Raw genomic sequence first — 23,552 nt, forward strand, 5'->3', positions numbered from 1 at the left:
CATGAAGCTCAAAGTCACCCTACCCAAGCCGCGCAACCCGCATGCCCTGGCCGCAAGGCAAAGGCAGGCGGGGGCGCACGACAAGCGCGAAAAGGTGAAGCGCCGTGATGCGCGGCAGGCGCTGGCCAAGGCCGTCAAACAGGGGTGGGAGGATTTTTTCCCCACCCCTGTTTCATTGTGTTGCCGACTTGCGTAAGCCCTGCTGAGAGCAGGGCTTTTTATTCCAATTTAATGATTGCAAATGCCTGAATGTGTGGAGGAAAGTTCTAATACTTTGGTAAAATCGCTGCTTGCCCCAATAACAGCCGTTCTCATCCATACCCCATGTCCACGATTGCTACCGAGCGCGTACTGAGCGTCCATCACTGGAACGACACCCTGTTCAGCTTCACCACCACGCGCGACCCCGGTCTGCGCTTCGAGAACGGCCACTTCGTGATGATCGGCCTGCAGGTCGGTGAGCGCCCCCTGATGCGCGCCTACTCGATCGCCAGCGCCAACTACGAGGAACACCTCGAATTCTTCAGCATCAAGGTGCCCAACGGCCCGCTGACTTCGCGCCTGCAGCACCTCAAGGTGGGCGACGAACTGCTGGTCAGCCGCAAGCCCACCGGCACCCTGGTCATCCATGACCTCAAGCCCGGCAAGAACCTGTTCCTGTTCGGCACCGGTACTGGCCTTGCGCCCTTCATGTCCATCATCAAGGACCCGGAGACCTACGAAAACTTCGACAAGGTCATCCTGTTCCACGGTGTGCGCTTTGTGAACGAGTTGGCCTACGCCGATTACATCCAGAACGAACTGCCCAAGAACGAATTCTTCGGCGATGTGATCCAGCAGAAGCTGGTCTACTACCCCAGCGTGACCCGCGAGGAATTCCGCAACCAGGGCCGCCTGACCGATCTGATCGAGAGCGGCAAGCTGTGCGAAGACCTGGGCCTGCCCCCGCTGAACCCGGAAACCGACCGTGCCATGATGTGCGGCAGCCCCAGCATGCTCAAGGACACCGCGGCGCTGCTGGATGCCCGTGGCTTCAAGGTCTCGCCGCGCATTGGTGAGCCAGGCGACTATGTGATCGAGCGCGCCTTCGTCGAGAAGTAAGCGCCAGCACCGGCAACAAAAATGGCTCGCCTAGGCGAGCCATTTTCATTTGCACATTGCCTGGCGGCGGGACGATCAGCGTTCAGCCTCGGCCTGCAGTGGCAGGGTGGGCTGGGCTGCAACGCCGGGATTGCTGGCCCGTAGGCTCCAGACACTGTTGTCCTGGCCGTTATGCGCACGTTGCCAAGTCAGCCTGGCCAGCGCGGCAAAGCCGATAGCCAGTGCGATGGCCACCAGGTCCACGCCCACAATGCCGCCGTCACCGCGCATGGCTGCCTGCCATAGCGGGTCGCCCGCCACGATGCGCGCCAGCGGCACGGCCAGGGCCGCCATCGAATTGGCCAGCAATAGCTCAACTGCTGCACGTGCCGGCGGACGGGCAAAACTCCAGAGTGTGGCCAGCAACCAGCCACCGTAGCAGGCCCACTGCTCGGCGGCCTGCACCGGCCAACCCAGCGCAGGCGACAGCTTGGCAGCCACAAAGGCCAGCGATATACCCAGGCAAACCCCGAGACAGATACCGACCGACGCCTGTGCCATCCAGCGCAACTTGCGCGGCTGCACCTCGGCCTGGCGCTTGCGGCGCGATTCGATCCACAGGAGGTTGCCGGAATAGAACAGGAAGGCGCCGGCGATGCCAAGCAGGAAGTACAGCCAGCGCACCGTGTCGGCACCAAAGAGGCCGAAATGCAGGCTATAGAGCGAACTTAGCACGGCATGGTTGGTATCGCGCTGCTGCGCGACCTGGACATTGAGCACCTGGCCACTGGTGGTGGAGATGGCCAGCGTGCCATAGGGGCCGATGGTCTTTTCCGCCTCGCCAAAGACCTCTACCGCACCGTTGGCATCGCCATAGTGCACAAAGCGCAGCGATTCCACGTGGTGCTGCGGCGCTGCTGCTTGCGCACGCGCCAGCAGCTCGCCCACCGGCAGCATGGCGGCTGGTTTACCGCTGGCTTCCTGCCTGGGTAGAGCACCCATGGCCGGTTCGATCTCGGCCATCAGCTTGCCGTCATAGACCAGGGTGTTGAGCGCAAAGGCGAGGATGGCGTAGAGGCCAAAAAGCCCGCCGGTCAGCGCGAAGATCAGATGGAAGGGCAGGCTGAGGATGCCGATCACATTGTGCGCATCCTGCCAGTAACGCTTGAGATTACGGCCCGGCCGCAGCGCGAACAGGTCGTCCTTGAGCTTGGGCAGGTGGATCAGCAGGCCCGAGACCAGGGCGACGCCATACATCAGGCTGACGATACCCATCAGATAGGTACCGACCTTGGGTATGCCCAGCGAGTAGTGCAGGGTATTGACCAGATCCCCCAGTGCCGATTGCTCGGCATGGCCCTCGTGCTGCAAGCCGGCAAGATCGGCATGCTGCCATTCGCGCTTGGCGTCACGCCACATGATGGACCACTGGTGCGATTCCTCGCCCGGCGGCACCAACACGAACATGGCGCTGGCCTCGGGGTGACGCGCCAGCAATGCGTTGACCAGCGCCTGTCCATCGCCAGGTTTGGCGTTGCCCGCTTGGCCGGTTTCAGCCTGCCAGGCATGGATCTCGTGGTGGAAGACCGTCAGCGAGCCGGCATAGAAGGCGACAAACAGCGCAAAGCCGCAGACGATGCCTATCCAGCTATGCAGTGCAATATAGAGGCGGAGGGTGGTGGATTTCAGCATGTCGGGGTCAGATCGCTACCGTCTTGAGCAGCCAGAGTACGGTAAAGGCAAGTGCATTCAGCCCCAGCAGGCGCCATAGCGTCTGCCAGGTGCTGCGCCACAGCACGGCGCAGGCAATGATGGCCACCCAAAAGGGCAGCAAGGGGATAAAGGCCGGTACCAGGGTGGCTTGCCAGCGGCCGGGCAGGCTCCAGGCAATCAAGCCGGTCAAGGCGACTGCCAGCGGGAAGCCCAGCAGGAAGGCCAGCCAGAAACGGCGCCACATCAGCGTGCCTCCTGGCTGGTTTGCTTACGCAGCAGGGCGAAGTAGGGCAGTACCACGCAACCCAGCATCAGCGTGGTCAGCCAGGCAAAGGGGCCGGCTACGCTACCGTTGGCGGCGCACCAGAGCACCAGACTTGTAAGGCTCAGCCCCCAGGCTGGCAGCTGCCAGGCCTGCGACAGCGGTTGGCTGCGCCAACGCTGGTTGGGGGAGAGCAGGTAGATCACGCAGGTTGCGGCGAGCGAGAGCAGGCAGGCCAATAAGAGCATGGAAGCTAATCATTTAATTGGAATTCATTCTCATTATCATTAATTTGCTTGGCCAGGGTCAACGAAATACAATGGTCTATCGCTATGTGCTTAATCTGTAAGGCTGTTTTCCAGATGTGGCCGCCAGAAAAGGCTTGCCCCGGGTAACGCTTTGAGGGACAATCCGCCCTCGTTTTTTTAGCGCTGCGGCACCTCGCCCAGCGCGGGTATTAGGGTGTCTCAGCCGTATGGGACGCGCCTGGTGCTTGCCCCAAAGGGCCATGAGGCTAGGGAGGAGGGCTGTCCGCCCCTCTCCGGCCAGGCGCAACGCCTGTCCGACTCGTAATCCATCAAGGCAAGACGTTCTTAGACCTTCGGGTGTTTGGAGCGCTTCAAAGCTGGATTGCGCCCAACTCCGACTCTTGGGGGTGTGGGATATGTCCAAGCTGGAATCCAACCAACTGCTGCGCGCAGCCAACGCGCAATTGCCTGTCTCCGTCTATTTCGACGAGGACTTCTACAAGCTCGAGCAGGAACTGCTGTTCGCCCGCGGACCGCGCTACGTCGGCCATGAGCTGATGGTACCCAATGTGGGTGACTATCAGGTGTTGGAAATGTACGACCGTGCCCGCATGCTCAAGCGCACCGAAGGCGGTGTGCAGCTGCTATCCAATATCTGCCGTCACCGCCAGGCTCTGATGCTCGATGGGCGCGGCAATGGCACGCACATCGTTTGTCCGCTGCACCGCTGGACCTACGACAACCAGGGCACCCTGATCGGTGCCCCGCATTTTCCCGACAAGCCCTGCCTCAACCTGCCCAACACCCGTTTGCAGAACTGGAACGGCATGTTGTTCGAGCTGGGCAGCGGCGGCCGCGACGTGGAAGCCGACCTCAAGGACCTGGGCGTTGCCCGCGACCTCGATTTCAGCAACTACATGCTGCACAGCGTGCAGGTCGACAGTTATGAGGGTAACTGGAAGACCTTTATCGAGGTCTACCTCGAGGACTACCACGTCGATCCCTTCCATCCCGGCCTGGGCCGCTTCGTGCAGTGCGACGACCTGAAATGGGAGTTTGCCGACTGGTATTCGGTGCAGACCGTGGGTATCAACAACGGCCTCGCCCGCGCCGGCTCCAAGTCCTATGCCGAATGGCACAAGCAGGTGCTGGAGTTCAACCGTGGCGAGATGCCCAAGCACGGCGCCATCTGGTTGACCTACTACCCCAATGTGATGGTGGAGTGGTACCCGCACACCCTGGTGATCTCCACCCTGTTGCCGGATGGCCCGCGCCGCTACAAGAACGTGGTGGAGTTCTACTACCCTGAGGAAGTCGCCCTGTTCGAGCCGGAATTCATGGCTGCCGAACAGACGGCCTACCAGGAGACTGCGGTAGAGGACATGGAAATCATCCGCCGCATGGAGGAAGGTCGCGAGCGCCTGTACAAGGAAGGTCGCGACGAGTTCGGTCCCTACCAGAGCCCGATGGAAGACGGCATGCAGCACTTCCACGAGTTCATGCGTCGCCAGATGGGCGAGCATATTCCGGCCGCACGCGGCTGATCTGCCGCACTGCCAGACAAAAACGGGATGCCATTCGGCATCCCGTTTTGTTTTGTCGTCGGTCCTCAGCGGCGCACTACGCAGTCACCCGGCATGGCGGTGATCCACTCGCGTATCAACCGTATCCCATCTTCATCCACCAGGCTGCGACCTATGCGCGGCATGATGGCCTGGCCGCCCGTGGCTTGCAGGCGCGATAGCAGCAGCGACTGCTCCGGCTTGCCCGGCACGATGTCATAGGCCAGGTCGGCGCCGCCTGCGCCTGCCGCCACATGCTGCTTGCAGACGCCCAGCGCACTGCCCTCGGCGGTCGGCGTCAGCAACAGGCCGGATTGCCGGGCGTCGCCCAGGCTGTTGTGGCAGTGCATGCAGTTGATCTCCAGATAGCTGCGCGCCCGTGCATCCAGGGAACCCGCCTTCGGATCGGCATAGGCCACCGCGGTCGGCAGGCTGGCAAGCTCGGCCGGCAGGCCGTCGACGCTGCCCAATCTACCAAGCTTCACCAACTGGTTGCTGCGGCCATCGCGATAGAGGTAGTCGATATTGAGGTAGCGGGTCTTGATGCCTATGGGCTGTATGCCGGTCTGGCCGCGGGTCGAATCGACCGCGTGACAGGTCTGGCATTGGCGAGCGTTGGGCACACCATAGCGCAGCTCAGCCACCTTGCCGCTGGCCGGGTCACGCAGGGTACTCACCACCTCCTGGCCTATGCGCCGCAGTCGAGCCTCCGTCTGCGCCTCGTTCCACACATAGGTGTTGGCCTGCCAGTTACCATCCACGTCGCGCCGCAGTATGCGCGTCTCCACCAGTCGGTAGTGCTCAAGATCGATCTGCTCGCCGCCTTCCAACTTGTTTCCTTTGAGCCAGCCCCCAGGCTTGGCCGGGTCACGGGCGTAGAAGAAGGTCTTGCTGATCACGGTGCCGATGGGCAGGTCCCAGACCTCATCGGCCTGGTAGCCGACCTTGGCACCGGCTGGCAGGGTAAGGGTGCGGAATTTGAGCGCGTAGTCGGTGAAGAGCGGGGCCGCAAGCTGGTAGACCATGGTGTTGCCGGCCACGCGCAGTGTGTTGCCCTCCCGCTTGAGCACCCCGTAGTCGGCCAGTTGCTCGGGGATGGCGGTGGCAGCCATCGCCAGGCTGGTCCACAGCAGTAGCGCGCTATGGCCCAGCTGTCGCAAGCAGGCCCACATCAGCGCAGCGCCACCGCCGGCAGCGGCGGCAAAGTGCAGTCGTATTCACTCGGCGTCGCTTGTGTGGCGCGCGGCTCCCACATGCGGAACAGCGCCTTCCAGAAGCCGGCATCCTCCAGCCGCATGTCCACGAAGGCCATGCTCTCGCCATCGAGCTGGTTGTCCCGTATGCACAGCTTGAGCTCGCTGATGGAGGCCGCCTTGCCGGCCAGGATGCCGTCGTGCACCACATGCGGTATGCGCTCGAGCTTGACCCCGGCCAGGCGCATGCCGCCTTGGAGGTCCTTGAGCATGCCGTCGGCCGAATAGCCACCGTTACGCATGCGGTTGCCGTGGATATAGGTATTGCGCGCCTGCGCCTGGTACTGCGGGTCGTTGATAGGCCGCTCGGTTGCGTAGTAGCTGGTCAGTATCAGGCTGGCGGAGCGGTGGTTCTCGATCTGGTTGTCGAAAATTTCCACGTCGCGGTTGGCCAGGATCATCACCCCGGTTCCGGCCGGCACCAGGCCCACGATATTGCCCTTGGGCGCAAAGTTGGCGGTGTTGTTGTCATGGATGCGGTTGCCGAAGATCCGCGTGCCGGCGCCGTTACGTATCACCGGCAGGTCGGGCAGCGAGAACACCAGGATGCCGCCGGTGTTGTTGCGGGCGTCGTTGTCGTACACATCGGCCCGCAGCGAGTTTTCGATCTCTATCCCTGCCACGTTTTCGATGACCGTGTTGCGGCGGACGATGATGTCTTCGGTCTGGCCGACATAGAGGCCGGAATCGGAGGCACCACGTATGGTGTTTTCCTCCAGCAGGATGCGCTTGCAGGCCACTGGGTAGAGGCCGTAGCCGCCATTGCTGGCCTTGACCGGGCCGCTCCAGTCCACGGACAGGCGGCGGATCACCAAATCCTCGCAATTCTGTACCTTGAGCCCGTCTGCCTTGCTGTCGACGATGGCAAAGTCCTCAAAGGTTAACCGCTTGCCACTGGCATCGATGCCGTTGCCGCTCTGCTGGCCCTTGAAGGAGAGGACGGTTCTGTCCTTGCCGGCGCCCTTGATGGTGACGCCGTTGGCCGAAATTGACAGCGTCTGGCTGAACTCGAAACGGCCCTCGGGCAGGGTGATCACGCTGCCGTCGGTCGCATCGATAAACTGCGCCATGATCTGCTCGCTTGGCGTCTCAGCCAAGGCGGGCAGAGCGACCAGCAGGCTCACAAGACGCAGCAGGGTGGGAAGAGTGCGCATGGTGGGTATCCTTGGCTATCGCATCACATGCTGATGCCGAATTCGATGGCCGTGGTCCGCGGCGACGTGACTGCGCCATAGGTCGAACCCAGCGCCTGGGCGATGTTGTAGACCCCGGTGACATAACGGCGGTCAAACAGATTGTTGACCAGCAGCGCCACGTTCCAGCGCCGCGACGGTGCATCCCAACGCAGCCGCAAGTCGGTGCGGTTGGTGGCTGCGCCCACCGTAAAGCGGTTGGTCTGCAGACAGCTGCCCTGCGCCTGCGAATCCGCATTGCAGCGGTGGGCGCTGGTATAGGCGTTCTGCAGGCTGCCCATCAGCTTGCCGCCGAACACATCGCTCCAGGTGTAGTCGGCACCCACTGCCACGGTCCACTTCGGGTTGCCTACCGGTTGGCCGCTCAGGTTGGTGCCGGCCGAGCTCGTATAGCTGCCGTAGCGCTGGTTCAGATACTCGCTGGCCAGGGTCAGCTGCAGGCTGCGGGCTGCTTGCCAGCGCGCCTCCAGGTCCAGGCCCTCGGCCTTCTGGTCGCTGGTTGTGACCTGGTACTGCGGCACGCCGGAGCTGTTGATGTTCACAAGGCTCAACTGCTGCAGATTGGTAAAGCGGTAGGCGAACACCGAGGCGTTGAGCAGCAGCTTGGCATCGCGGAAATAGCTCTTGATGCCGAACTCCACATTGCGCACCGTCTCCGGATCGAACTTGCTGCCGACCTGCTGCAGCGCGTTGTAGCCACCGGCCTGGTAACCCTTGGCGAGCGAGGCATAGACCATATGGTCCGGCGCGAGCTTGTAGTCCAGCACCAGGCGCGGGCTCCAGTCGGTCCAGCTATTGCTGGCGGTGAGCGGCGCGCCGCTGGCGCCGGGGCTGGTGAGCAGCTGGTTCTGGCTCAGAAAGCCCTGCAACTGGTTGGCCACATCCTGTCCCATCATCTGTGCCACTTGCTCAAAGAAGCCCGCCTGGCTCAGACCAGCGACGCCCGCGTCCACTGCGGCGGCGTTGCGTAGCGGTTGGTACCAGCTGAATTCCTTCTTGTCGCGGGTGAAGCGCAGGCCGGTGGTCAGGTTCCAGGCCGGGCTCAGGTGCCAGATCACGTCGCCGTAGATCGCCTGAGCGCGGTTACGCGCCTCGTTGTACATATTCTCTTGCCAGGTGTTTCCCAGGAGGTCGAGCCCGCTCAGTTGCGCGATCGTGCTGTAGATAGGCAGCCCCGCCATATTGAAGGAGAGCGTGTCCAGCGTATCGGTGTAGGTGTTCACCTGGCTGTTCTGTTTGGCGTTCTCATGGAAGAAACTCAGCCCGGCCACCCAGTCGATGCGCTCATCCTTGCCCGAGAAGCGGAATTCCTGCTGCCAGCTGCGGTTGCGCTCGATGTTGGCGGTGTCGAGGTAGGTGTATTGCCGGTTGGTGCCGTCGTTGTCCTCATGGTTGATGGAATGGAAGCGCCGGTAGGCGGTGGTCGAGCGGAAGTCCGCCCAACCCAGTGGTACATCCAGTCTGGCTGTCAGGCCGTCGAAAATGCGTCCCTCACGGTTGCCGACCGCGTCGTTGTAGACCGGTGCCGTGCGCGGATCGAGGTAGTTGGCGGTGTCGACAGGCACCGGGGGCAGGGCCGGGGTATCCGGTAGGGCCACGAGGCCAATGGCGGGCCGCGCCTTCTGGTCCAGCTCCTCATGCTCCCAGCTGACATTGAGCTTGGCGCGCAGGCTGGGCTCCCAGCGGAAGGCGAGCCGCGTGCCCCAGTTCTTGGTGCCATTGAGTTTCTCGCCGGTAGCGGCATCACTAAGCCAGCCGTCCGATCGCTGGCTGACCGCGCTGAAGCGCAGCGCCATCTGCTCGTTGATGGGCTGGTTGAGCAGCACGTCCACATTGCGCTCGCCGTACTCACCAAGCCGTACCCGGCCCGAGTAGATGGGCGTGACCGTGTCAGGTTCGTTGTTGACGATGGAGATCGCTCCGGCCGCGCTATTACGCCCGAACAGGGTACCCTGCGGGCCCTTGAGCACCTCGATGCGCTGCACGTCATTGAAGTTCATCAGCGAACCGCCGGTCTTGCCGGTGTAGACGCCATCCACATACACCCCCACCGGCGAATCGGTACCGATGCCGAAGTCGCTGGCTCCAAGGCCGCGCAGGGTGAAGTTGGGCTGGGTGGGCTGGCCGGCATCAACCGTCAGGCCGGGGATATAGCCGTTCACCTCGCCGAGGTTGTTGGCACCCAGCTTGTCCATTTGCTCCGAGGTAACCACCTGCAAGGGGATGGGCACGCTCTGCGCACTCTGGCTGCGGCTCTGCGCGGTAACCGTGATCGCGGCTTCGCCGCCTTCCTCCGCCGCCATGGCCGGCGGGGCCAGGCTCAGCGCGGTGCTGCCTATCATCGAGATACCAATGGCGATGCTGTGCTTGCGGAAAGTCATGACTGCCCCTTGCTTATGGTTGGTGTTGATGCCGGGTGCTGCTCACTTTCTAAGTGCCGCTGATTAATCCTGCTGCTGCCGTCCTGCAAACCTGCCTTTTCCTAGTACGCCTTCGAACGCTCTGCCAACTGCCCGGCAGCATGGCGCTGCGCCGCCCGCCGCTGGTCCTTGCGCAGCCGCCCACCTGCCACCCAGCGTACCAGCCAGGGGATGCGCCCCACCGGCATGCCGGTGCTGTGCGCCAGCAGATAGGCCTTGGCGCATTTCTCCAATAGCTCGGCATTGAAGACCAGCCGTTCCAGCGTCATACCCAGGCACAGCACCTGCGTGCCCAGGCCATAACCGTTGTTGCCAAGCGCCAGCGCGGCTTCCAGCTTGCTTCCTTGCCGCCAGTCCGGTACTTGGCCAATCTGCGCCCCCAGGTGGCGTATCTGTTCATCGAAGATCCCTGGCATGGGCGCGGCCAGTTGACCCAGCGCAGCCGCCCAAGTGGGCGCTGCCTGCAACACCGCGCCCACGTCGCCTCGGGCTTGGTAGATACGGGCATGCAAGGCCGCAGTCCCGCTGGCGGGTTGGCCGGCCGATGCCAGGTCATGCCTGCCGATATCGCTCTGCTGGTCCAACAGCAGAAAGGCCGCCTCGCCAGGCATCAGCACCGATAGGCAGGCCCCGGCATCGAATAGGCTTTTGCCGCGCAACCGGGTGGCGGCTTCGTGCAGGCTTTGCGAGAGATCCTCGTGTTCACGCATGGGCTAGACCAGGCTCAGCACGGTATCGAAGCGCTCGAGTGCTTCGTCGATGATCTCGTCGGTATCGGCCATGCTGGTATAGAGCCGGCTGCCGGCCAGGGTGACGATGCCGTGGGCCATGTAGGCGGCCCCCATCTCCTCCATCATGTGCTTGCGGGCCTTCACTTCCTTGAGCAGCTTGATCGGGTTGCGGGTGCTCAGGAGCAGTACCGCCGAGGTTTGCAGGTGCACGATGGAGCCCTGGTTGTAGGCCACATAGGGCAGCTGCCGGCGGGTGATGATCTCCTGCAGCCCGCGGCAGAGCCGGTCGCCGGCGCGGCCGGCGACTACCGGTGCATTGCTGCGGGCCATCTCGCTGATCGCGTAGTAGCCGGCCACGCAGGAGAGCGGGTTGGCAGACAGGGTGCCGCCCACGAAGGCCCGCTTGCTGAGTGCGCCTATGCCGCCGGCCAGCAGCATCATGACGTCCTTGCGGCCGCCTATGCCGCCCGCCATCAGGTATCCGCCGGTCAGGCATTTGCCGAACACGGTCAGGTCCGGCGCCACGCCAAAGTAGCCCTGTGCTCCCCCCATGCCGACCCGAAAGCCGGTGACTACCTCGTCAAAGATCAGCAGCGCGCCGAATTCGTCGCAGAGCTTGCGTACCCCGGCGTTGTAGTCGCGGTGTACCGGCCGGGTACCGCTCTCGGGGCCGAGCGGCTCGACGATCACGGCCGCGGTGCCGCCGCGCAGCCGGTTGAGCCAAAGCTTGCGGCGCAGCGCATCCAGGTCGTTGGGGAAGCATTCCTGGGTTGCGCCGGTGGCGCCGCGTGGGATGCCGGTGGCCTCGCGCCGGCCGGTACCGGGCAGGCGCATGCCGTAAACCATCTGGTCACTCCAGCCGTGATAGGCGCCACCCACCTTGATCACACAGCGCTTGCCGGTAAAGGCCCGCGCCAGCCGGATGGCTCCCATCACGCCCTCGGTGCCGGAGCCCAGCATGCGGAACATCTCCACCGCCGGCATATGCTGGCGGATCAGCTCGGCCAGCTTGACCTCGTACTCATGGAACATGCCGGTCACTGGTCCGCACTCGTCCAGCAGGGTATGGACTTTCTCCCGTACCGCCGGATGGTTGGAACCGAGCAGGGTAGGGCCGCCAGCCTGCAGGAAGTCGATATAGCGGTTGCCGTCTACATCCCACATATGGGCGCCGTCACAGCGTGCTACCGCCAGTGGGAAAGGATGGTTGAAGGCCAGGTTATGTTGCACACCGCCCGGTATGACGGTGGCGGCCCGTTCCGCCAGTGCCTTGGAGCCCTGGCAGTGGGCGGTAAAGTAATTGAGTACCTCGTCCATGCGTTCGCGCCGTATCGGCCGCAGTGGCGCCTTCAACAGCGTTTGCAGTCGTTCGTAGATGGCGTCGGTGTCCTGCCACTGGCTGATCGCGTAGCCACTGTCACTGGGCTGGGGGGCGTCATTCAACTTCATGGAGAGAGGGCTTTCACGGTTGGTCGGTCAGGGCGGCGAGGGTCAGTGCTTGCAAGCCGCCAGACGCGCGCGCAGCAATGCGCTGGCGTAGAAAGCTCGCTGCCGCACGCTCGATGCGGCCCAGCTGGTCGACAGCTTCGGGCAGGCTGCGGGCAGCACAGATCAAACCGTGGTTGCGTAGCAGGTAGGCCTGTATTTCGGGCAACAGCCTACGGCGCAGGGCGCGGACCAGCAGGCCGGTGCCGGATGGCGCATAGGGCACGATGGCAACTTCGCGGCCCAGCAGGGCCTGGTCGGCCGGCAGGGGTAGGGGGATAGCGGTATTGAGCAGGGCCATGGCGCTGGCGAGCGGCTGGTGGGTGTGCACCGATGCCTGCATGGCCGGCTTGGCCCGCAGCAGGGCAGCATGCAGGCCACTCTCCACCGAGGGCGCCAGGCGGCCTTCGGCCTGCGCCAGCGTGTCCAAGCGCAGTACACAGATATCCTCCACCTCCAGGGTGTAGTAGTCGGCTGCGGTCGGGGTGACTGCGATGTGCGCTGCATCGAGCCTTAGCGCCACATTGCCGCCAGTACCGGCCAGATAGCCCTGTTCAGCCAGTTGCAAGCAGGTATCGATCACTTCCTGGCGCTGGGCGTGGAAGGGGCTCATGGTCCTAGCCCTGGGCATGCGAGAGGCGCTGGTAGAGCGGTTGCAACCGCTCGTACAGCTCCACGAAGGTGGCATAACGTTCGCCATACACACCGTGGTGGGCGGCATGTGGCTCGAATACCCGCCGGTAGCGGGTCTGGGCGGCAGCACTGGGGTAGTCGATCAAGCCCAGGCCCACGAAGGCGATATAAGCCGCCCCGACCGCATTGGCCTGCAAGGGTTCGGCCAGCTGGCGCATGGGCACGCCCAGCACATCGGCAAAGATCTGGCACCACACTTCCGAGCTGCCACCCCCGCCGAGGATGGTCATTTCGCGGACCGGCCGACCCAGGAAGCGCTCTACCGGCTTCATCATCCAGCGGGTATTGAGCGCCACTCCCTCAAGAAAGGCCCGGATGATGGTCTCGCGGCTATGGTGCAGCGAAAGGTTGAAGAGGCCAGCCCTAAGTGAGCGGTCCTCGACCGGGCAGCGCTCGCCAAACAGCCAGGGGGTATAGATCAGCCCCTTGCTGCCGGCCGGAACTCGCGCCGCGATCTGGTCGATGATCTTGTACACATCCGGTAGCTGGGCTTCGCGCAGCAGCTCGTCCTGGTGGTAGAGCACCTTCTCCTTCAGAAAGGCCAGGTTGCTACCGGCCGTGGTCTGCATGGCGACCATCAGGTATTTGTCTGGCACGGCACAGGGCAGGGAGGCGATGGCAGAGCGGACGTGGGTCTGCTTGCGCGGCACATGCGCACCTATCCATGAAGACGTACCGATGTAGAGGTGAGGGGCATAGTCAGCCAGGGTGCCGGCCCCGACAGCCGCTGCCGTATTGTCGATAGCGCCGGCCACCACCCGGGTGGTTGGGTCCAGCCCCAATGCTTCTGCCACGGCGGGCAGCAGCGGACCGAGTACCTCGGTGCAGGGCACGATCTCGGGGAATTTGTCGGCATCGATGCCGCTGTCGGCCACCAGGCCGGGGTGATAACGTACCTTGCCGGCGTCGCGGTTGTCGGTTACCCAGGAGGTCAGGATGGAATCGTGGGTAGCGACAAAGCGGCCGGTCAGCCGCAAGTTGAGGTAGTCGAGGACGTTCAGGAACCGGTAGGTACATGCGTAGACCTCGGGCATGTGCTCCCGGATGTACAGCATATGGGCGCTGGGGTCCTTGCCGGACAAGGCAGGTGCGCCGCCACAGAGGCGCAGCCAGCGCCAGAGCTTGAAGGCATCGTAGCCGGCCATATTAAGCCTGCCGCGTGACTGCTGGCGTATCTGCTCGCTGCCGCGCATGTCCATCCAGGTTATGGCATTGCTCAGCGCCAGCCCCTCACGGTCAACAGGTATGGTCCCTTCGCCCTGGGTGGAGCAACACACCGCCACGATATGCCGGGCTGCAACCCCGCTACGTGCCAGTGCCTCACCGGCACTGCCGAGGAAGGCCTGCCACCAGTCTTCCGGTACCTGCTCGGCGCCGTCGCCCGGCAGGAAGCGAGTGTCGACCGCTCTGTAAGCCCAGCCCAATATCTCGCCAGCACGAGAGACGATGGCCGTTTTGCAGCCCGAGGTACCGAGGTCTACGGCAAGTACACAGCAATGGTCGTCGGTTCCGCTCAAGTGCTTGTACCCTCAGCCTGATGATCGGCCCGGCCGGGCTTGTCATCGCCGGTCCGGTACTGTCTATGCCGCCCAATGTAGAGGCTTTGCGGGGGCGAGCGTCACGGCTCAAGCGGTCGAACTGGGGGTGCAAAACGGCCAATCAAGCGATCGGTTTAGCTCGGGCGCAATCCGGGCTCACGTAACTCGCTCGGGGCTGAGCCGGTCCAGCGGCGAAAGGCACGGCGGAAGTTGTGTGCATCGCTGAAACCCACCTCCAGCGCCACCTGCTCGATAGATAGGCGCGGGTTGGCGAGTAATTCGATCGCCCGGTTCTTGCGCACGCTATCCAGCAGAGCCTGGTAGGTCACCCCGCTGTCCGATAAGCGCCGCCGCAGGGTGCGCTCGCTCAGGCAGAGCATGCCGGCCACATCGCTCAACGTGGGTGCCTGCTGCATGCGCTGGCGTATGGCCCGCTCAACCGATTCGAACAACTCGGTCTTGTCCCGCTCGCGCGAGATGCCGATCTCTAGGAATTCCAAGGCCTGTCGGTGGCTCAGCGGGTCGTAGGTCAACAGCGGCTTGGCGATCCAGCTGGCATCTGCCGCAAAGGCACTGGTCTTCTGGCCAAAGCGCAAGGGACAATCGAACACCCGGCGGTACTCCGCGGCATAGACCGGTTCCGGGTAGGCCAGGTCCACCCACTTGGGCTTGAAGGCGATGCCCACCAGGCTGCGGGCAATCTGCAGGAAGCTGGCAAAGGCCTCCTCCACCAAAAAAATATGGATCTCCGGCTCCGGGAACTTCAAGGAGGCGGTAACGACGGTGGTCTGTGCATCCTGATCCAGGTCGAACTGCAACATGCTGCCGGCGAATTTCTGCTGGCTCAGGCCCAGCGCCACCGCCTCACCCAGCGTGCGGCTGGTGAGCATGGCGTAACCCAGAAGGCCAATGGAAGCGATGGTCTCCCGTTCGCCGATGATCAGGCCCAGGCCTTGCCCCGGCGCCATCTGCAGTGCCCGGCGGATCATGATGCTGCCTTGCCGGTAGGAAATACGGCTGGCCGGGTTGGCCAGATCGTCCACGCTCAGACCCAGGCCCATGCAGAGCCGGCTGGCGGGTATGCCCAGGTCCTCGGCCGTGGCCGCTAGGCAGCGCAGCAGATAGACCGGCAGGTTGGCAACGGTGTAGCGGTCATCGGTGATATCGGTCATTTTTATATGTCTCCATCCGCTATGGCCCATTGTGACGTGCAAGCGCTGAAACCAGCCAGCAAGCGCTTGGCCCGGTGACGGTTTTGCGACAGGCGCTGACCTTTGCGCACCCCTTGACCGGCCGCTTGGGACCCTGTCTGCCTGGCGGTGGCCAGCTATAGTGCGAGGCTGGGTGCCATAGAGCAGGGGGAGGCGGGCGATGTCGGCATGGCGGCGGGTAGCAGGCTTGAGCGCGGCATTCGCTGCGGCACTGAATGGCACCATGGTGATGCCCTTGATCGTGCTGGTGCTGGCACGCATCCCAGGTATTTCGGAAGAGACCGCCACCCTGGTCGCAAGCGTGGAGATCGCCGGCATGGCCCTGTATTGCCTGCTCGTCCCCCGGCTGGTGCTGCATTTTCGGCGCACCGTGATGTTGGGCGGCCTGGCGGCCCTGGTGCTGGGCGAGGCTGCCAGCCAGGTGCTCGATACCGCCCCGACGCTCGCCCTGGCGCGTTTCTTGACCGGCTTGGGGGAGGGGGCGCTATTCAGCTTGATTACCTGCGAGGTGGCGGCCGAACCGCAAGCCGAGCGCATCTGGGGGCAGATCAATCTGCTAGGAGGGCTGGCCATGGGCCTGCTGCTCTATGTGCTCTCCGTCCTGCCAGTGGAAACCGGGCGGGGTAGCCTCTTTCTATGGCTGGCCGGCATGGGGCTCTTGATGGCGCCCTTGGTACTGACCATCCGCGCCCGGCCAGACAGGGCGGCGGCCAGCGCCTTGCGGCCCACTACCTTGGGTAAGCGCCAGCTGGGTCTGGTCTGGCTGGTGGTGGTGCTGGTCTATGCGGTGCAGGCGGGGCAGTGGGCGGTCAGTGGTTATGTGGGGAACACTGCCCATATCGCGCCGGCCACGGTAGGCCTCTTTCTCGCCATTTCCTCCATCGCCGGTTTTGCCGGGGCCGTGGTACCGTCGTTGACCCGCAATCCTGCCTACCGGCTGCACTGCGTGTTGCTGGGCTTCGTGGTCATGGCCGCTGCGTTGTATGTTTTCTTCAACTGGCTCGGCCCCACACCTTTTCTGTTGGGCCAGGTGCTGGTCAACATCGGTTTCTATATGGTCACGCCGTTCTTGATCGGCCTCCTGACCGAGAACGACCATGACGGCGCGCTGGTGCTGCGCACCCTGGTGATCGCCTTGCTGGGGGCCGCGGCCGGTACGGCGCTGGCTGGCGAGGGCTACGTACAGAGCGGCCCCTGGCGTTTCAGCGTGGCGACCATCATCGCCGTAGGGGTATCCATGCTCTGCGCAGCGGTGGTATTTCAGCGCCTGCGCCTGACGCCCGTGGTGCCGGCACCCGAGGCGGTGCGGAGTTGATCGCCGGCGAGGGAATTTGCATGTAAGCAAGCGCCATGAGGCGGGACGTTGGCCTGCGTTACACTGGCCGGCTGTTTTCCGTCTTCACTTGCTCCATGTCCGGCATCATTGATTTCCCCGCTTTCCTGGTAGCGTCCACGCTGCTGATCCTATCCCCCGGCCCGGGTACGCTGGCCATCCTGGGCTCGGCCACCGGTTCGCGCCGGCACGGCTTTGCCGCCTTGGCCGGTACCAGCACGGGCGATGCCATCCTCATGGCCGCGGCCGCCATCGGCGCCGCCACGCTGCTGGCGACCAATCCGCTGGCTTTTGAGGTGCTCAAGTATGGTGGCGGTGCCTACCTGGTGTGGTTGGGCATCAAGAGTCTGCTGTCCAAGGAGCAGGGCCTGGCGGTGAGCCAACCCGATTCAACAGGCCCTTACCGGCGCAGCCTGCTGGTGACCTTGCTCAACCCCAAGGCCATCGTGTTCTTCATGGCCTTCTTCCCGCAGTTTGTGGCGCCGGGCGCCAGCGGCTGGAATTTTGCGGTACTGGGCACCGTGTTCATTGCGCTCAACTGTCTCTACCAAAGCCTCTTGATCCTTGGCGCCGGGTTTATCCTGCGCCATCTCGACGAGGCGCCGCACTATGCGCTCTGGATCAACCGCCTGCTGGGCATGGTGTTCATCCTGTTCGGCCTGCGCCTGGCGGTAGGCTGAGGCAGGACAGTTGGCTGGCAAACCCTGCAACCGTGCCTGTACCTTGCTAGGCGCAGCGACGATAAATCAAGCAACCCCACCCGGATCGAAGACACCATGAGCGACGAATTCGACTATCACCTGGAAACGCTGGCCATCCGTACCGGTCAGGAGCGCAGCCAGTTCGGCGAGCATGCTGAGGCCCTGTACCTGAGCTCCAGCTTCGTGGCGGACAATGCGGCACAGGCGGCTGCCCGCTTTACCGGTGTGGAGCCGGGCTATATCTATTCACGTTTTACCAACCCCACGGTTACCCAGTTCCAGGAGCGTCTGGCGGCCATGGAAGGCGCGGAGACCGCCGTGGCTACCGCCAGCGGCATGTCGGCCATCCTGGCACTGTGCATGGGTCATCTGAAGGCCGGTGACCATATCCTGGCCTCGGCCGGTATGTTCGGGGCCACCATCCAGCTCTTCAACAACTGGCTGGGCAAGTTCGGTGTCACGGTGAGCTATGTGGATGCCACCCAACCGGCAGCCTGGGATGCCGCGGTGAAGCCGGAAACCCGGCTGTTCTACCTGGAAACCCCGTCCAACCCGCTGACCGAAGTGGCCGATATTGCCGCCATCTCGGCGGTGGCGCACCGGCACGGCGCCATCATGGTGGTCGACAACTGCTTCTGTTCGCCCGCCTTGCAGCGTCCACTCAAGCTGGGCGCTGATCTGGTTATCCATTCCGCTACCAAGTACATCGACGGCCAGGGCCGGGTGCTGGGTGGGGCGGTGGTGGGCAGCAAGGCACTGATCGAGCCGGTTTACCAGTTCCTGCGCACTGCCGGTCCAACCCTTTCGGCCTTCAATGCCTGGGTGCTGACCAAGGGGTTGGAGACGCTGGGCATACGCATGAAGGCGCATTGTGAGAATGCGCTGGCACTGGCGAAGTGGCTGGAAGCGCAACCTGCCGTGGCCAAGGTCTACTACCCAGGTTTACCCTCGCACCCGCAGCATGAGTTGGCCATGCGGCAGCAGTCGGGCGGCGGCGGTGTGGTGTCGTTCGATCTCAAGGGTGGTAAGGAAGCCGCCTGGAAGTTGATCGACAGCGTGCAGCTGCTGAGCCGCACCGCCAACCTCGGCGACGTGAAGACCACCATCACCCATCCCTACACCACCACCCATGGTCGCATCAGCCCCGAGGCCAAGGCGCTGGCCGGCATAGGCGAAGGCCTGGTGCGTATCTCGGTCGGTTTGGAACATATCGAAGATATCCAGCGCGACCTGCTCCTGGGTTTGTAAGTCTCGGCGAGGGGCGGTTTGCCGCCCCTTGTTTAATGCTATTCGAATCGCACCTCGTGCTCAGCCGCAAAGGCCAGCGAGAAGGCGCCGGCACCGATGTTGACGCCGGCCGGGGTACCCATCTCAGAGAGCAGTACCGTCACCTTGTGGGCGGCTGCCTCGCGCAGCAGTGCCTGGTAGCCCTCCATGGATTCCACCACCGCAGTGTCGCCGCCATAGCTTACGCAAACCACCGGTGCCAAGAGTCCGCCCTGCATCTGGGTGATGGCCTTATCGAACAGCAGATTGCATCCGGCCTCAAAGCCGCGCACCTTGGTCACCGGCTGGGTGTCGCCACGGTAGGCCCGCACGATGGGCTTGATATCGAGCGCGGAACCGAGCGCATAGCTCAGAAAACCCACGCTCTTGTCGCCACGCTTGCGTGCCTGGTGACGTAGTTGGCTGAGTCCGGCCGGTACCAAAAAGGCCTGGGTGTGGCGGGTTAGGGTATCGATATGGCGGATGATGTCGAGTGATGACTCCTCGGCCGCCGCCAGCCGTGCCACCTCGGCCACGATCAGGCCCTGGCCGGTGAACAGCTGGTTGCTGTCGAATACGCGTAACGAGAACGGCGTCTTGACGCCGGCTGCCTCACGTATGGGCCGGTAGTCGCTGAGTATGCGTAGCGAAGCGTGGGTCGCGTTCTCGAAGATCAGGCTGCGGCTGGCCATGACCGTGACGCAGAACACGTAGTCGAATTCCAGTACCAGCCGTTTGAGGAAGAGCTCGCGGATCTGCTCCACGCTATAGGGGCTGGAGCTGACGTCCGCCTCGTGGCCGGACAACACGTCGCGATAGAAGGCGAGGGTGGCCTTGGGGTTGCGGCTGTCGACGAAATCGCCCTGTGGGCCGTGGATGGTGATCGGCATGATCACGATATGGTGCTGGTCGAGCAGGCTGCGCGGCAGGTCGCAGCTGGAGTCGGTAACGATACCGATGCGCATGGTGCTGTCTCCGGATGGTCAGGGCTACCGTCTGTTGCGGTTTGAGCGGAAAGCCAATGCTTGGAGCAATTGCTCCACATCCAGAATACGCTGTTTTTCTGATAAACGTTACGTAAAAATTCCTTTTATATCAATTGCTTGTATGACTTTGTCATCATGCCTGCAACTGCAGGCTGGCCAGCCGCTGGTAGAGTGGGTTGCCGGCCACCAGCTCGGCGTGGCTGCCTATGCCGCTGATTCGGCCGCCGTCGACAACCACGATGCGATCGGCGTGCAGCACGGTGGAGAGCCGGTGGGCAATGATCAGGGTGGTGCGGCCTTCCATCAGCCGCTCCAGCGCCTGCTGGACCATGCGCTCGCTGTGGGAGTCGAGCGCGCTGGTGGCTTCGTCCAGCAGTAGTACCGGCCGGTCCGCCAGGATGGCGCGCGCAATGGCAATGCGTTGCCGCTGCCCGCCTGACAGGCGCACACCACGCTCGCCCAGGTCGGTGGCATAGCCCTCGGGCAACTGCTCGATGAATTCGGCCGCAAAGGCCGCCTCGCAAGCCTGCCGCACCAAGGCCTCGCTGGCGTCCGGGCGGCCGTAGCGCACATTGTCGATGACCGAGGCGGCAAAGATCACCGCATCCTGCGACACCATGGCCAATTGCGACCGCAGCGAGGTCAGTGCCAGCTCACGGATATCCAGGCCATCGATCCGGATACGCCCCTGGGCCGGATCGTAAAAGCGCAGCAGCATTTGGAAGACGGTGCTCTTGCCGGCACCGGAAGGACCGACCAGGGCCACCTTCTCGCCGGGGCGGATATGCAGGCTGAAGTCCTGCAGCGCGGCTTGCTGCGGCCGGCTGGGGTAGTGGAAGGTCACCGCATCGAACACCACCTCGCCGCGCGCCCCGACGGGGAGGGCAGCGGGCGACACCGGGTCGGCGATGTCCGGCCTGGTAGCCAAGAGCTCAACCAGTCGCTCCAGCGCGCCGGAAGCACGCTGTACGTCGCCGATCACCTCCGAGATGGTGCCTACCGCACCAGCCACGATCACCGCGTAGAACACAAAGGCCGACAGCTGCCCGGCACTGATCCGCCCGGCCAGCACGTCGTGCCCGCCAACCCAGAGGATGGCTGCCACAGCGCCGAAGACCAAGACCAGCACTGCCACGATCATGCTGGCGCGATGGCGTATGCGCGTACGACCGGTCTCGAAGGTGGCCTCCACCTTGAGTCCGAAGGCCCGCTGGTCCTCGGCCTCGTGACCATAGGCCTGCACGGTACGGATCTCGTGCACCGTCTCGTCGATCAGGGCGCTGACATCGGCCACCCGGTCCTGGCTCTGCCGCGCCAGGCGGCGCACCCGCCGGCCCAGCAGCACGATAGGCGCCACCACCAGTGGTACGCCTACCAGTACCAGGAGGGTTAGCTTGAGGCTGGTGACTGCCAGCATCACCAGCCCACCGACCAGCAGGAGCAGGTTGCGGATAGCCATGGATGCCGACGAACCCACCACGGTCTCGATCTGGGTGGTGTCGTTGGTCAGGCGCGAGATCACCTCGCCGGTGCGGCCACTCTCAAAGAAGGAGGGCGGTAGGGTGAGCAGGTGATCGAATACCTTGCGCCGCAGATCGGCGGTGATGCGCTCCCCCAGCCAGGAGACACTGTAGAAGCGGCCATAGGTCGCGACGGCCAGTACGGCGATCAAGCCAAACAGCGCCAGCAATGCCTGGTCCAGCAGGTGGGCGTCATTGGCTACGAAGCCCCGGTCTATCACCCCACGCAAGCCCTGGCCAAGAAGCAGCATGCAGGCTGCGGCGATCAGCAGCGAGGCGGCAGCGACCAGCAGCCGGGCCCGGTAGGGCTGGACCAGGTTGCGTATCAGGCGTAAGGGTGTCAACTCGGTGGGCATGGTGAATCCGGTGGATAACAAGCGGCCCGGTAGTACCGGGCCGAGGCGGGTTTATTTCCAGTCGCCGCGCAGGGCTTGTACCTGGGTCTGCAAGCTGGAGAGATCGACCTCGCCGGCTGGGACCGGCTTACCGGCCACGAGTTCGATCCGCGACCAGACGCGTCGCGGCATCTTGAGCATGGCGCTGCCGTCCTTGCGGCTGAAGAAGCTGCCCCACAGCCCACGCAGAGCCATGGGCACCACGGTGGCGCCGCTGCGTTGGGCTATCTCGACCACGCCGGGGCGGAAGGCATTCAGCTCGCCGTCGTAGGTGATCTTGCCCTCGGGGAAGATACACACCACCTCGCCTTGCGAGAGGTATTCCTGCACCTTGAGAAAGGCGCGCTCCTTCATGCCGGGGTCTTCCTTGGCGGGGGCAATGGGCACTGCACCGGCGGTCTTGAAGATAAAGCTCAGCACCGGAATGCGGAAGATGCGGTGGTCCATCACAAAGCGTACCGGGCGGCGGATGGCGCCACCGATGACCAGTGCGTCCATGAAGCTCACATGGTTGCAAACCAGGATTACCGGGCCTTCCTCGGGGATATTGCCGAGATCGTGGTGCCGCACCCGGTACATGGTGTGGGTAGCGATCCAGACCAGAAAGCGCATCAGGAATTCCGGCTGCAGGCCATACACATAGAAGGCGACCGGGATATTCATCAGCGCCATGATCAGCAGCAGCTGCGGAATGCTGGCGCCGGCCTTGAGGATCAGTACGCTGACGATGGCCGAGACCACCATGAAGCAGGAGTTGAGGATGTTGTTGGCGGCGATTACCCGCGAGCGGTATTCCGGCTCGCTCTTCAACTGGATCAAGGCGTACAGCGGCACGATAAAGAAGCCGCCAAAGGTGCCAAGCAGGGTGATATCGGCAATCAAACGCCAGTGGCTGGCGTCCAGCAGGAAGGCGAGGGCGCCGATGTCATGGGCGGGCATGGGCGGCTTGGCAAAGAACAGGTCGATGCCGAACACGCACATGCCGATCGAGCCAAAGGGCACCAGGCCGATTTCCACTTTGCGGCCGGAGAGGGCCTCGCACAGGGCGGAGCCGGCGCCCACGCCGATGGAGAACAGCGCAACCAGGAGGGTATAGACCTCGGCATTGCCGCCCAATACGTCCTTGGCATAGCTCGGCAGCTGGGTCAGGTAGACCGCGCCGAAGAACCAGAACCAGGAGATGCCCATCAGGGAGTGGAACACCGTCATATTGCGGCGGCTGATGGCGATGATGTGCCAGGTCTCGCTGAAGAGGTTCCAATTGATCTTCAGGTCCTTGGCCTGCGGCGGCGCAGGGGGCATGGCGCGGCTGGTGAGGTAGCCCAGTATGGCAACGCCCAGGCAGGCGGCCGAAATCGCAGCCCCCATCAGCATATGGTTGTCCTTGTTGCCCTCGATGATCAGTGTGCCGCCGATCTGGCCCAGGAGGATGGCGACGAAGGTACCCATCTCGATCAGGCCGTTGCCGCCCAGGAGCTCCCGCTCGCTCAGGTACTGCGGCAGGATGGAGTACTTGAGCGGGCCAAACAGGGCGGAGTGCACGCCCATCAGAAAGAGGCAGCCCATCAATATGGCGGCGCTGCGCAGCATAAAGCCGGTTGCGGCCATGGCCATGATGATGATCTCCAGCAGCTTGACCATCCTGGCCAGGGCCGCCTTGTCGAACTTCTCAGCCAACTGCCCGGCGGTGGCCGAAAAGAGGAAGAAGGGCAGGATAAAGATGCCAGCCGCTGCATTCACCAGCGTCGGCGCATCGAGCCCGGCAAAACCGAGACCGAAGAAGGTGATCATCACCAGCATGGCGTTCTTGAACAGATTGTCGTTGAACGCCCCGAGGAACTGGGTGACGAACAGGGGCAGGAAGCGGCGGGTCTTGAACAGGTCGAACTGGTTGCTGTGGCTCATTGCAGGCTCTTGTCGGAACAACGCAGCGCAGTGTAGCAGCGCTGCCGCTGCTTGCCG

Annotated in this window: 20 protein-coding genes; 6 read left to right on the forward strand and 14 right to left on the reverse strand. The window is 63.4% G+C overall.

What is annotated here, in order from left to right; all coding sequences use genetic code 11:
* Nucleotide 1: 1 nt before the first annotated feature.
* Both VIM95_RS11005 and VIM95_RS11010 read left to right on the forward strand, forming a co-directional pair.
* A complete protein-coding gene (locus VIM95_RS11005; protein ID WP_331985566.1) occupies nucleotides 2-196 on the forward strand; it encodes a hypothetical protein in 195 nt (64 codons plus the stop codon).
* Between the two features lie 128 nt (nucleotides 197-324).
* The gene (locus VIM95_RS11010; protein WP_331985568.1) at nucleotides 325-1,101 is read left to right on the forward strand and encodes a ferredoxin--NADP reductase; all 777 of its coding nucleotides are present in this window, start codon (nucleotides 325-327) and stop codon (nucleotides 1,099-1,101) included.
* A gap of 75 nt (nucleotides 1,102-1,176) precedes the next feature.
* Here the strand turns inward: VIM95_RS11010 and VIM95_RS11015 are convergent, their stop codons facing one another.
* Genes VIM95_RS11015 through VIM95_RS11025 form a run of 3 tightly spaced genes read right to left on the reverse strand, consistent with a single transcriptional unit; the run spans nucleotide 1,177 to nucleotide 3,303 of the window.
* Entirely contained in the window at nucleotides 1,177-2,772 is a 1,596-nt protein-coding gene (locus tag VIM95_RS11015; RefSeq protein WP_331985570.1) for a PepSY-associated TM helix domain-containing protein, read from the reverse strand.
* Nucleotides 2,773-2,779: 7 nt separating this feature from the next.
* Nucleotides 2,780-3,037: a hypothetical protein gene (locus tag VIM95_RS11020; RefSeq protein WP_331985572.1), complete on the reverse strand. Its 258-nt coding sequence runs from the start codon at nucleotides 3,035-3,037 to the stop codon at nucleotides 2,780-2,782.
* Nucleotides 3,037-3,303, reverse strand: a complete 267-nt coding sequence (locus VIM95_RS11025; RefSeq protein ID WP_331985574.1) for a hypothetical protein — start codon at nucleotides 3,301-3,303, stop codon at nucleotides 3,037-3,039. Before VIM95_RS11025 ends, VIM95_RS11020 begins: the two co-directional genes overlap by 1 nt.
* A gap of 416 nt (nucleotides 3,304-3,719) precedes the next feature.
* On the opposite strand from VIM95_RS11025, the gene VIM95_RS11030 reads away from it, so the two are divergent.
* Nucleotides 3,720-4,847, forward strand: coding sequence for an aromatic ring-hydroxylating dioxygenase subunit alpha (locus tag VIM95_RS11030; RefSeq protein ID WP_331985576.1), 1,128 nt, complete (start codon nucleotides 3,720-3,722; stop codon nucleotides 4,845-4,847).
* Nucleotides 4,848-4,912: 65 nt separating this feature from the next.
* Here the strand turns inward: VIM95_RS11030 and VIM95_RS11035 are convergent, their stop codons facing one another.
* From VIM95_RS11035 to VIM95_RS11070, 8 genes are all read right to left on the reverse strand, one after another.
* Entirely contained in the window at nucleotides 4,913-6,037 is a 1,125-nt protein-coding gene (locus VIM95_RS11035) for an SO2930 family diheme c-type cytochrome (protein WP_331985578.1), read from the reverse strand.
* Nucleotides 6,037-7,272, reverse strand: a complete 1,236-nt coding sequence (locus tag VIM95_RS11040) for a parallel beta-helix domain-containing protein (protein WP_331985580.1) — start codon at nucleotides 7,270-7,272, stop codon at nucleotides 6,037-6,039. Before VIM95_RS11040 ends, VIM95_RS11035 begins: the two co-directional genes overlap by 1 nt.
* A 23-nt stretch (nucleotides 7,273-7,295) precedes the next feature.
* A complete protein-coding gene (locus VIM95_RS11045; protein WP_331985582.1) occupies nucleotides 7,296-9,692 on the reverse strand; it encodes a TonB-dependent receptor in 2,397 nt (798 codons plus the stop codon).
* 101 nt (nucleotides 9,693-9,793) lie between these two features.
* Nucleotides 9,794-10,441 carry a class II aldolase/adducin family protein gene (locus VIM95_RS11050; RefSeq protein WP_331985584.1) on the reverse strand — a complete coding sequence of 216 codons (648 nt, stop codon included), beginning with the start codon at nucleotides 10,439-10,441 and terminating at the stop codon, nucleotides 9,794-9,796.
* A gap of 3 nt (nucleotides 10,442-10,444) precedes the next feature.
* Nucleotides 10,445-11,911, reverse strand: coding sequence for an aspartate aminotransferase family protein (locus VIM95_RS11055; RefSeq protein WP_331985586.1), 1,467 nt, complete (start codon nucleotides 11,909-11,911; stop codon nucleotides 10,445-10,447).
* 13 nt (nucleotides 11,912-11,924) lie between these two features.
* Nucleotides 11,925-12,560 carry a class II aldolase/adducin family protein gene (locus tag VIM95_RS11060; protein ID WP_331985588.1) on the reverse strand — a complete coding sequence of 212 codons (636 nt, stop codon included), beginning with the start codon at nucleotides 12,558-12,560 and terminating at the stop codon, nucleotides 11,925-11,927.
* Between the two features lie 4 nt (nucleotides 12,561-12,564).
* Nucleotides 12,565-14,157 (reverse strand): FGGY-family carbohydrate kinase, encoded by a 1,593-nt coding sequence (locus VIM95_RS11065; RefSeq protein WP_331985590.1) that lies wholly within the window; start codon nucleotides 14,155-14,157, stop codon nucleotides 12,565-12,567.
* Nucleotides 14,158-14,312: 155 nt separating this feature from the next.
* Entirely contained in the window at nucleotides 14,313-15,350 is a 1,038-nt protein-coding gene (locus tag VIM95_RS11070) for an AraC family transcriptional regulator (RefSeq protein WP_331985592.1), read from the reverse strand.
* A gap of 226 nt (nucleotides 15,351-15,576) precedes the next feature.
* Between VIM95_RS11070 and VIM95_RS11075 the strand changes: the two genes are divergently transcribed.
* The 3 genes from VIM95_RS11075 (at nucleotide 15,577) to VIM95_RS11085 (ending at nucleotide 18,671) form a co-directional block, all read left to right on the forward strand.
* The gene (locus VIM95_RS11075) at nucleotides 15,577-16,704 is read left to right on the forward strand and encodes an MFS transporter (RefSeq protein WP_331985594.1); all 1,128 of its coding nucleotides are present in this window, start codon (nucleotides 15,577-15,579) and stop codon (nucleotides 16,702-16,704) included.
* Between the two features lie 35 nt (nucleotides 16,705-16,739).
* Nucleotides 16,740-17,402 (forward strand): LysE family translocator, encoded by a 663-nt coding sequence (locus VIM95_RS11080; protein ID WP_331985596.1) that lies wholly within the window; start codon nucleotides 16,740-16,742, stop codon nucleotides 17,400-17,402.
* Between the two features lie 96 nt (nucleotides 17,403-17,498).
* The gene (locus tag VIM95_RS11085) at nucleotides 17,499-18,671 is read left to right on the forward strand and encodes an O-succinylhomoserine sulfhydrylase (RefSeq protein ID WP_331985598.1); all 1,173 of its coding nucleotides are present in this window, start codon (nucleotides 17,499-17,501) and stop codon (nucleotides 18,669-18,671) included.
* Nucleotides 18,672-18,709: 38 nt separating this feature from the next.
* Here VIM95_RS11085 and VIM95_RS11090 read toward each other — a convergent pair whose 3' ends face one another.
* From VIM95_RS11090 to VIM95_RS11100, 3 genes are all read right to left on the reverse strand, one after another.
* Complete coding sequence (locus VIM95_RS11090) at nucleotides 18,710-19,654, reverse strand: DegV family protein (RefSeq protein WP_331985600.1); 945 nt, start codon at nucleotides 19,652-19,654, stop codon at nucleotides 18,710-18,712.
* Between the two features lie 154 nt (nucleotides 19,655-19,808).
* On the reverse strand, nucleotides 19,809-21,551 hold the full coding sequence (locus tag VIM95_RS11095; protein ID WP_331985602.1) for an ABC transporter transmembrane domain-containing protein: 1,743 nt from the start codon (nucleotides 21,549-21,551) through the stop codon (nucleotides 19,809-19,811).
* Between the two features lie 51 nt (nucleotides 21,552-21,602).
* A complete protein-coding gene (locus VIM95_RS11100; RefSeq protein WP_331985604.1) occupies nucleotides 21,603-23,495 on the reverse strand; it encodes an MFS transporter in 1,893 nt (630 codons plus the stop codon).
* Between the last annotated feature and the right edge of the window lie 57 nt (nucleotides 23,496-23,552).

This window comes from Chitinimonas sp. (assembly GCF_036568685.1).
In the GTDB taxonomy this organism is placed as follows: Bacteria; Pseudomonadota; Gammaproteobacteria; order Burkholderiales; family Chitinimonadaceae; genus Chitinimonas.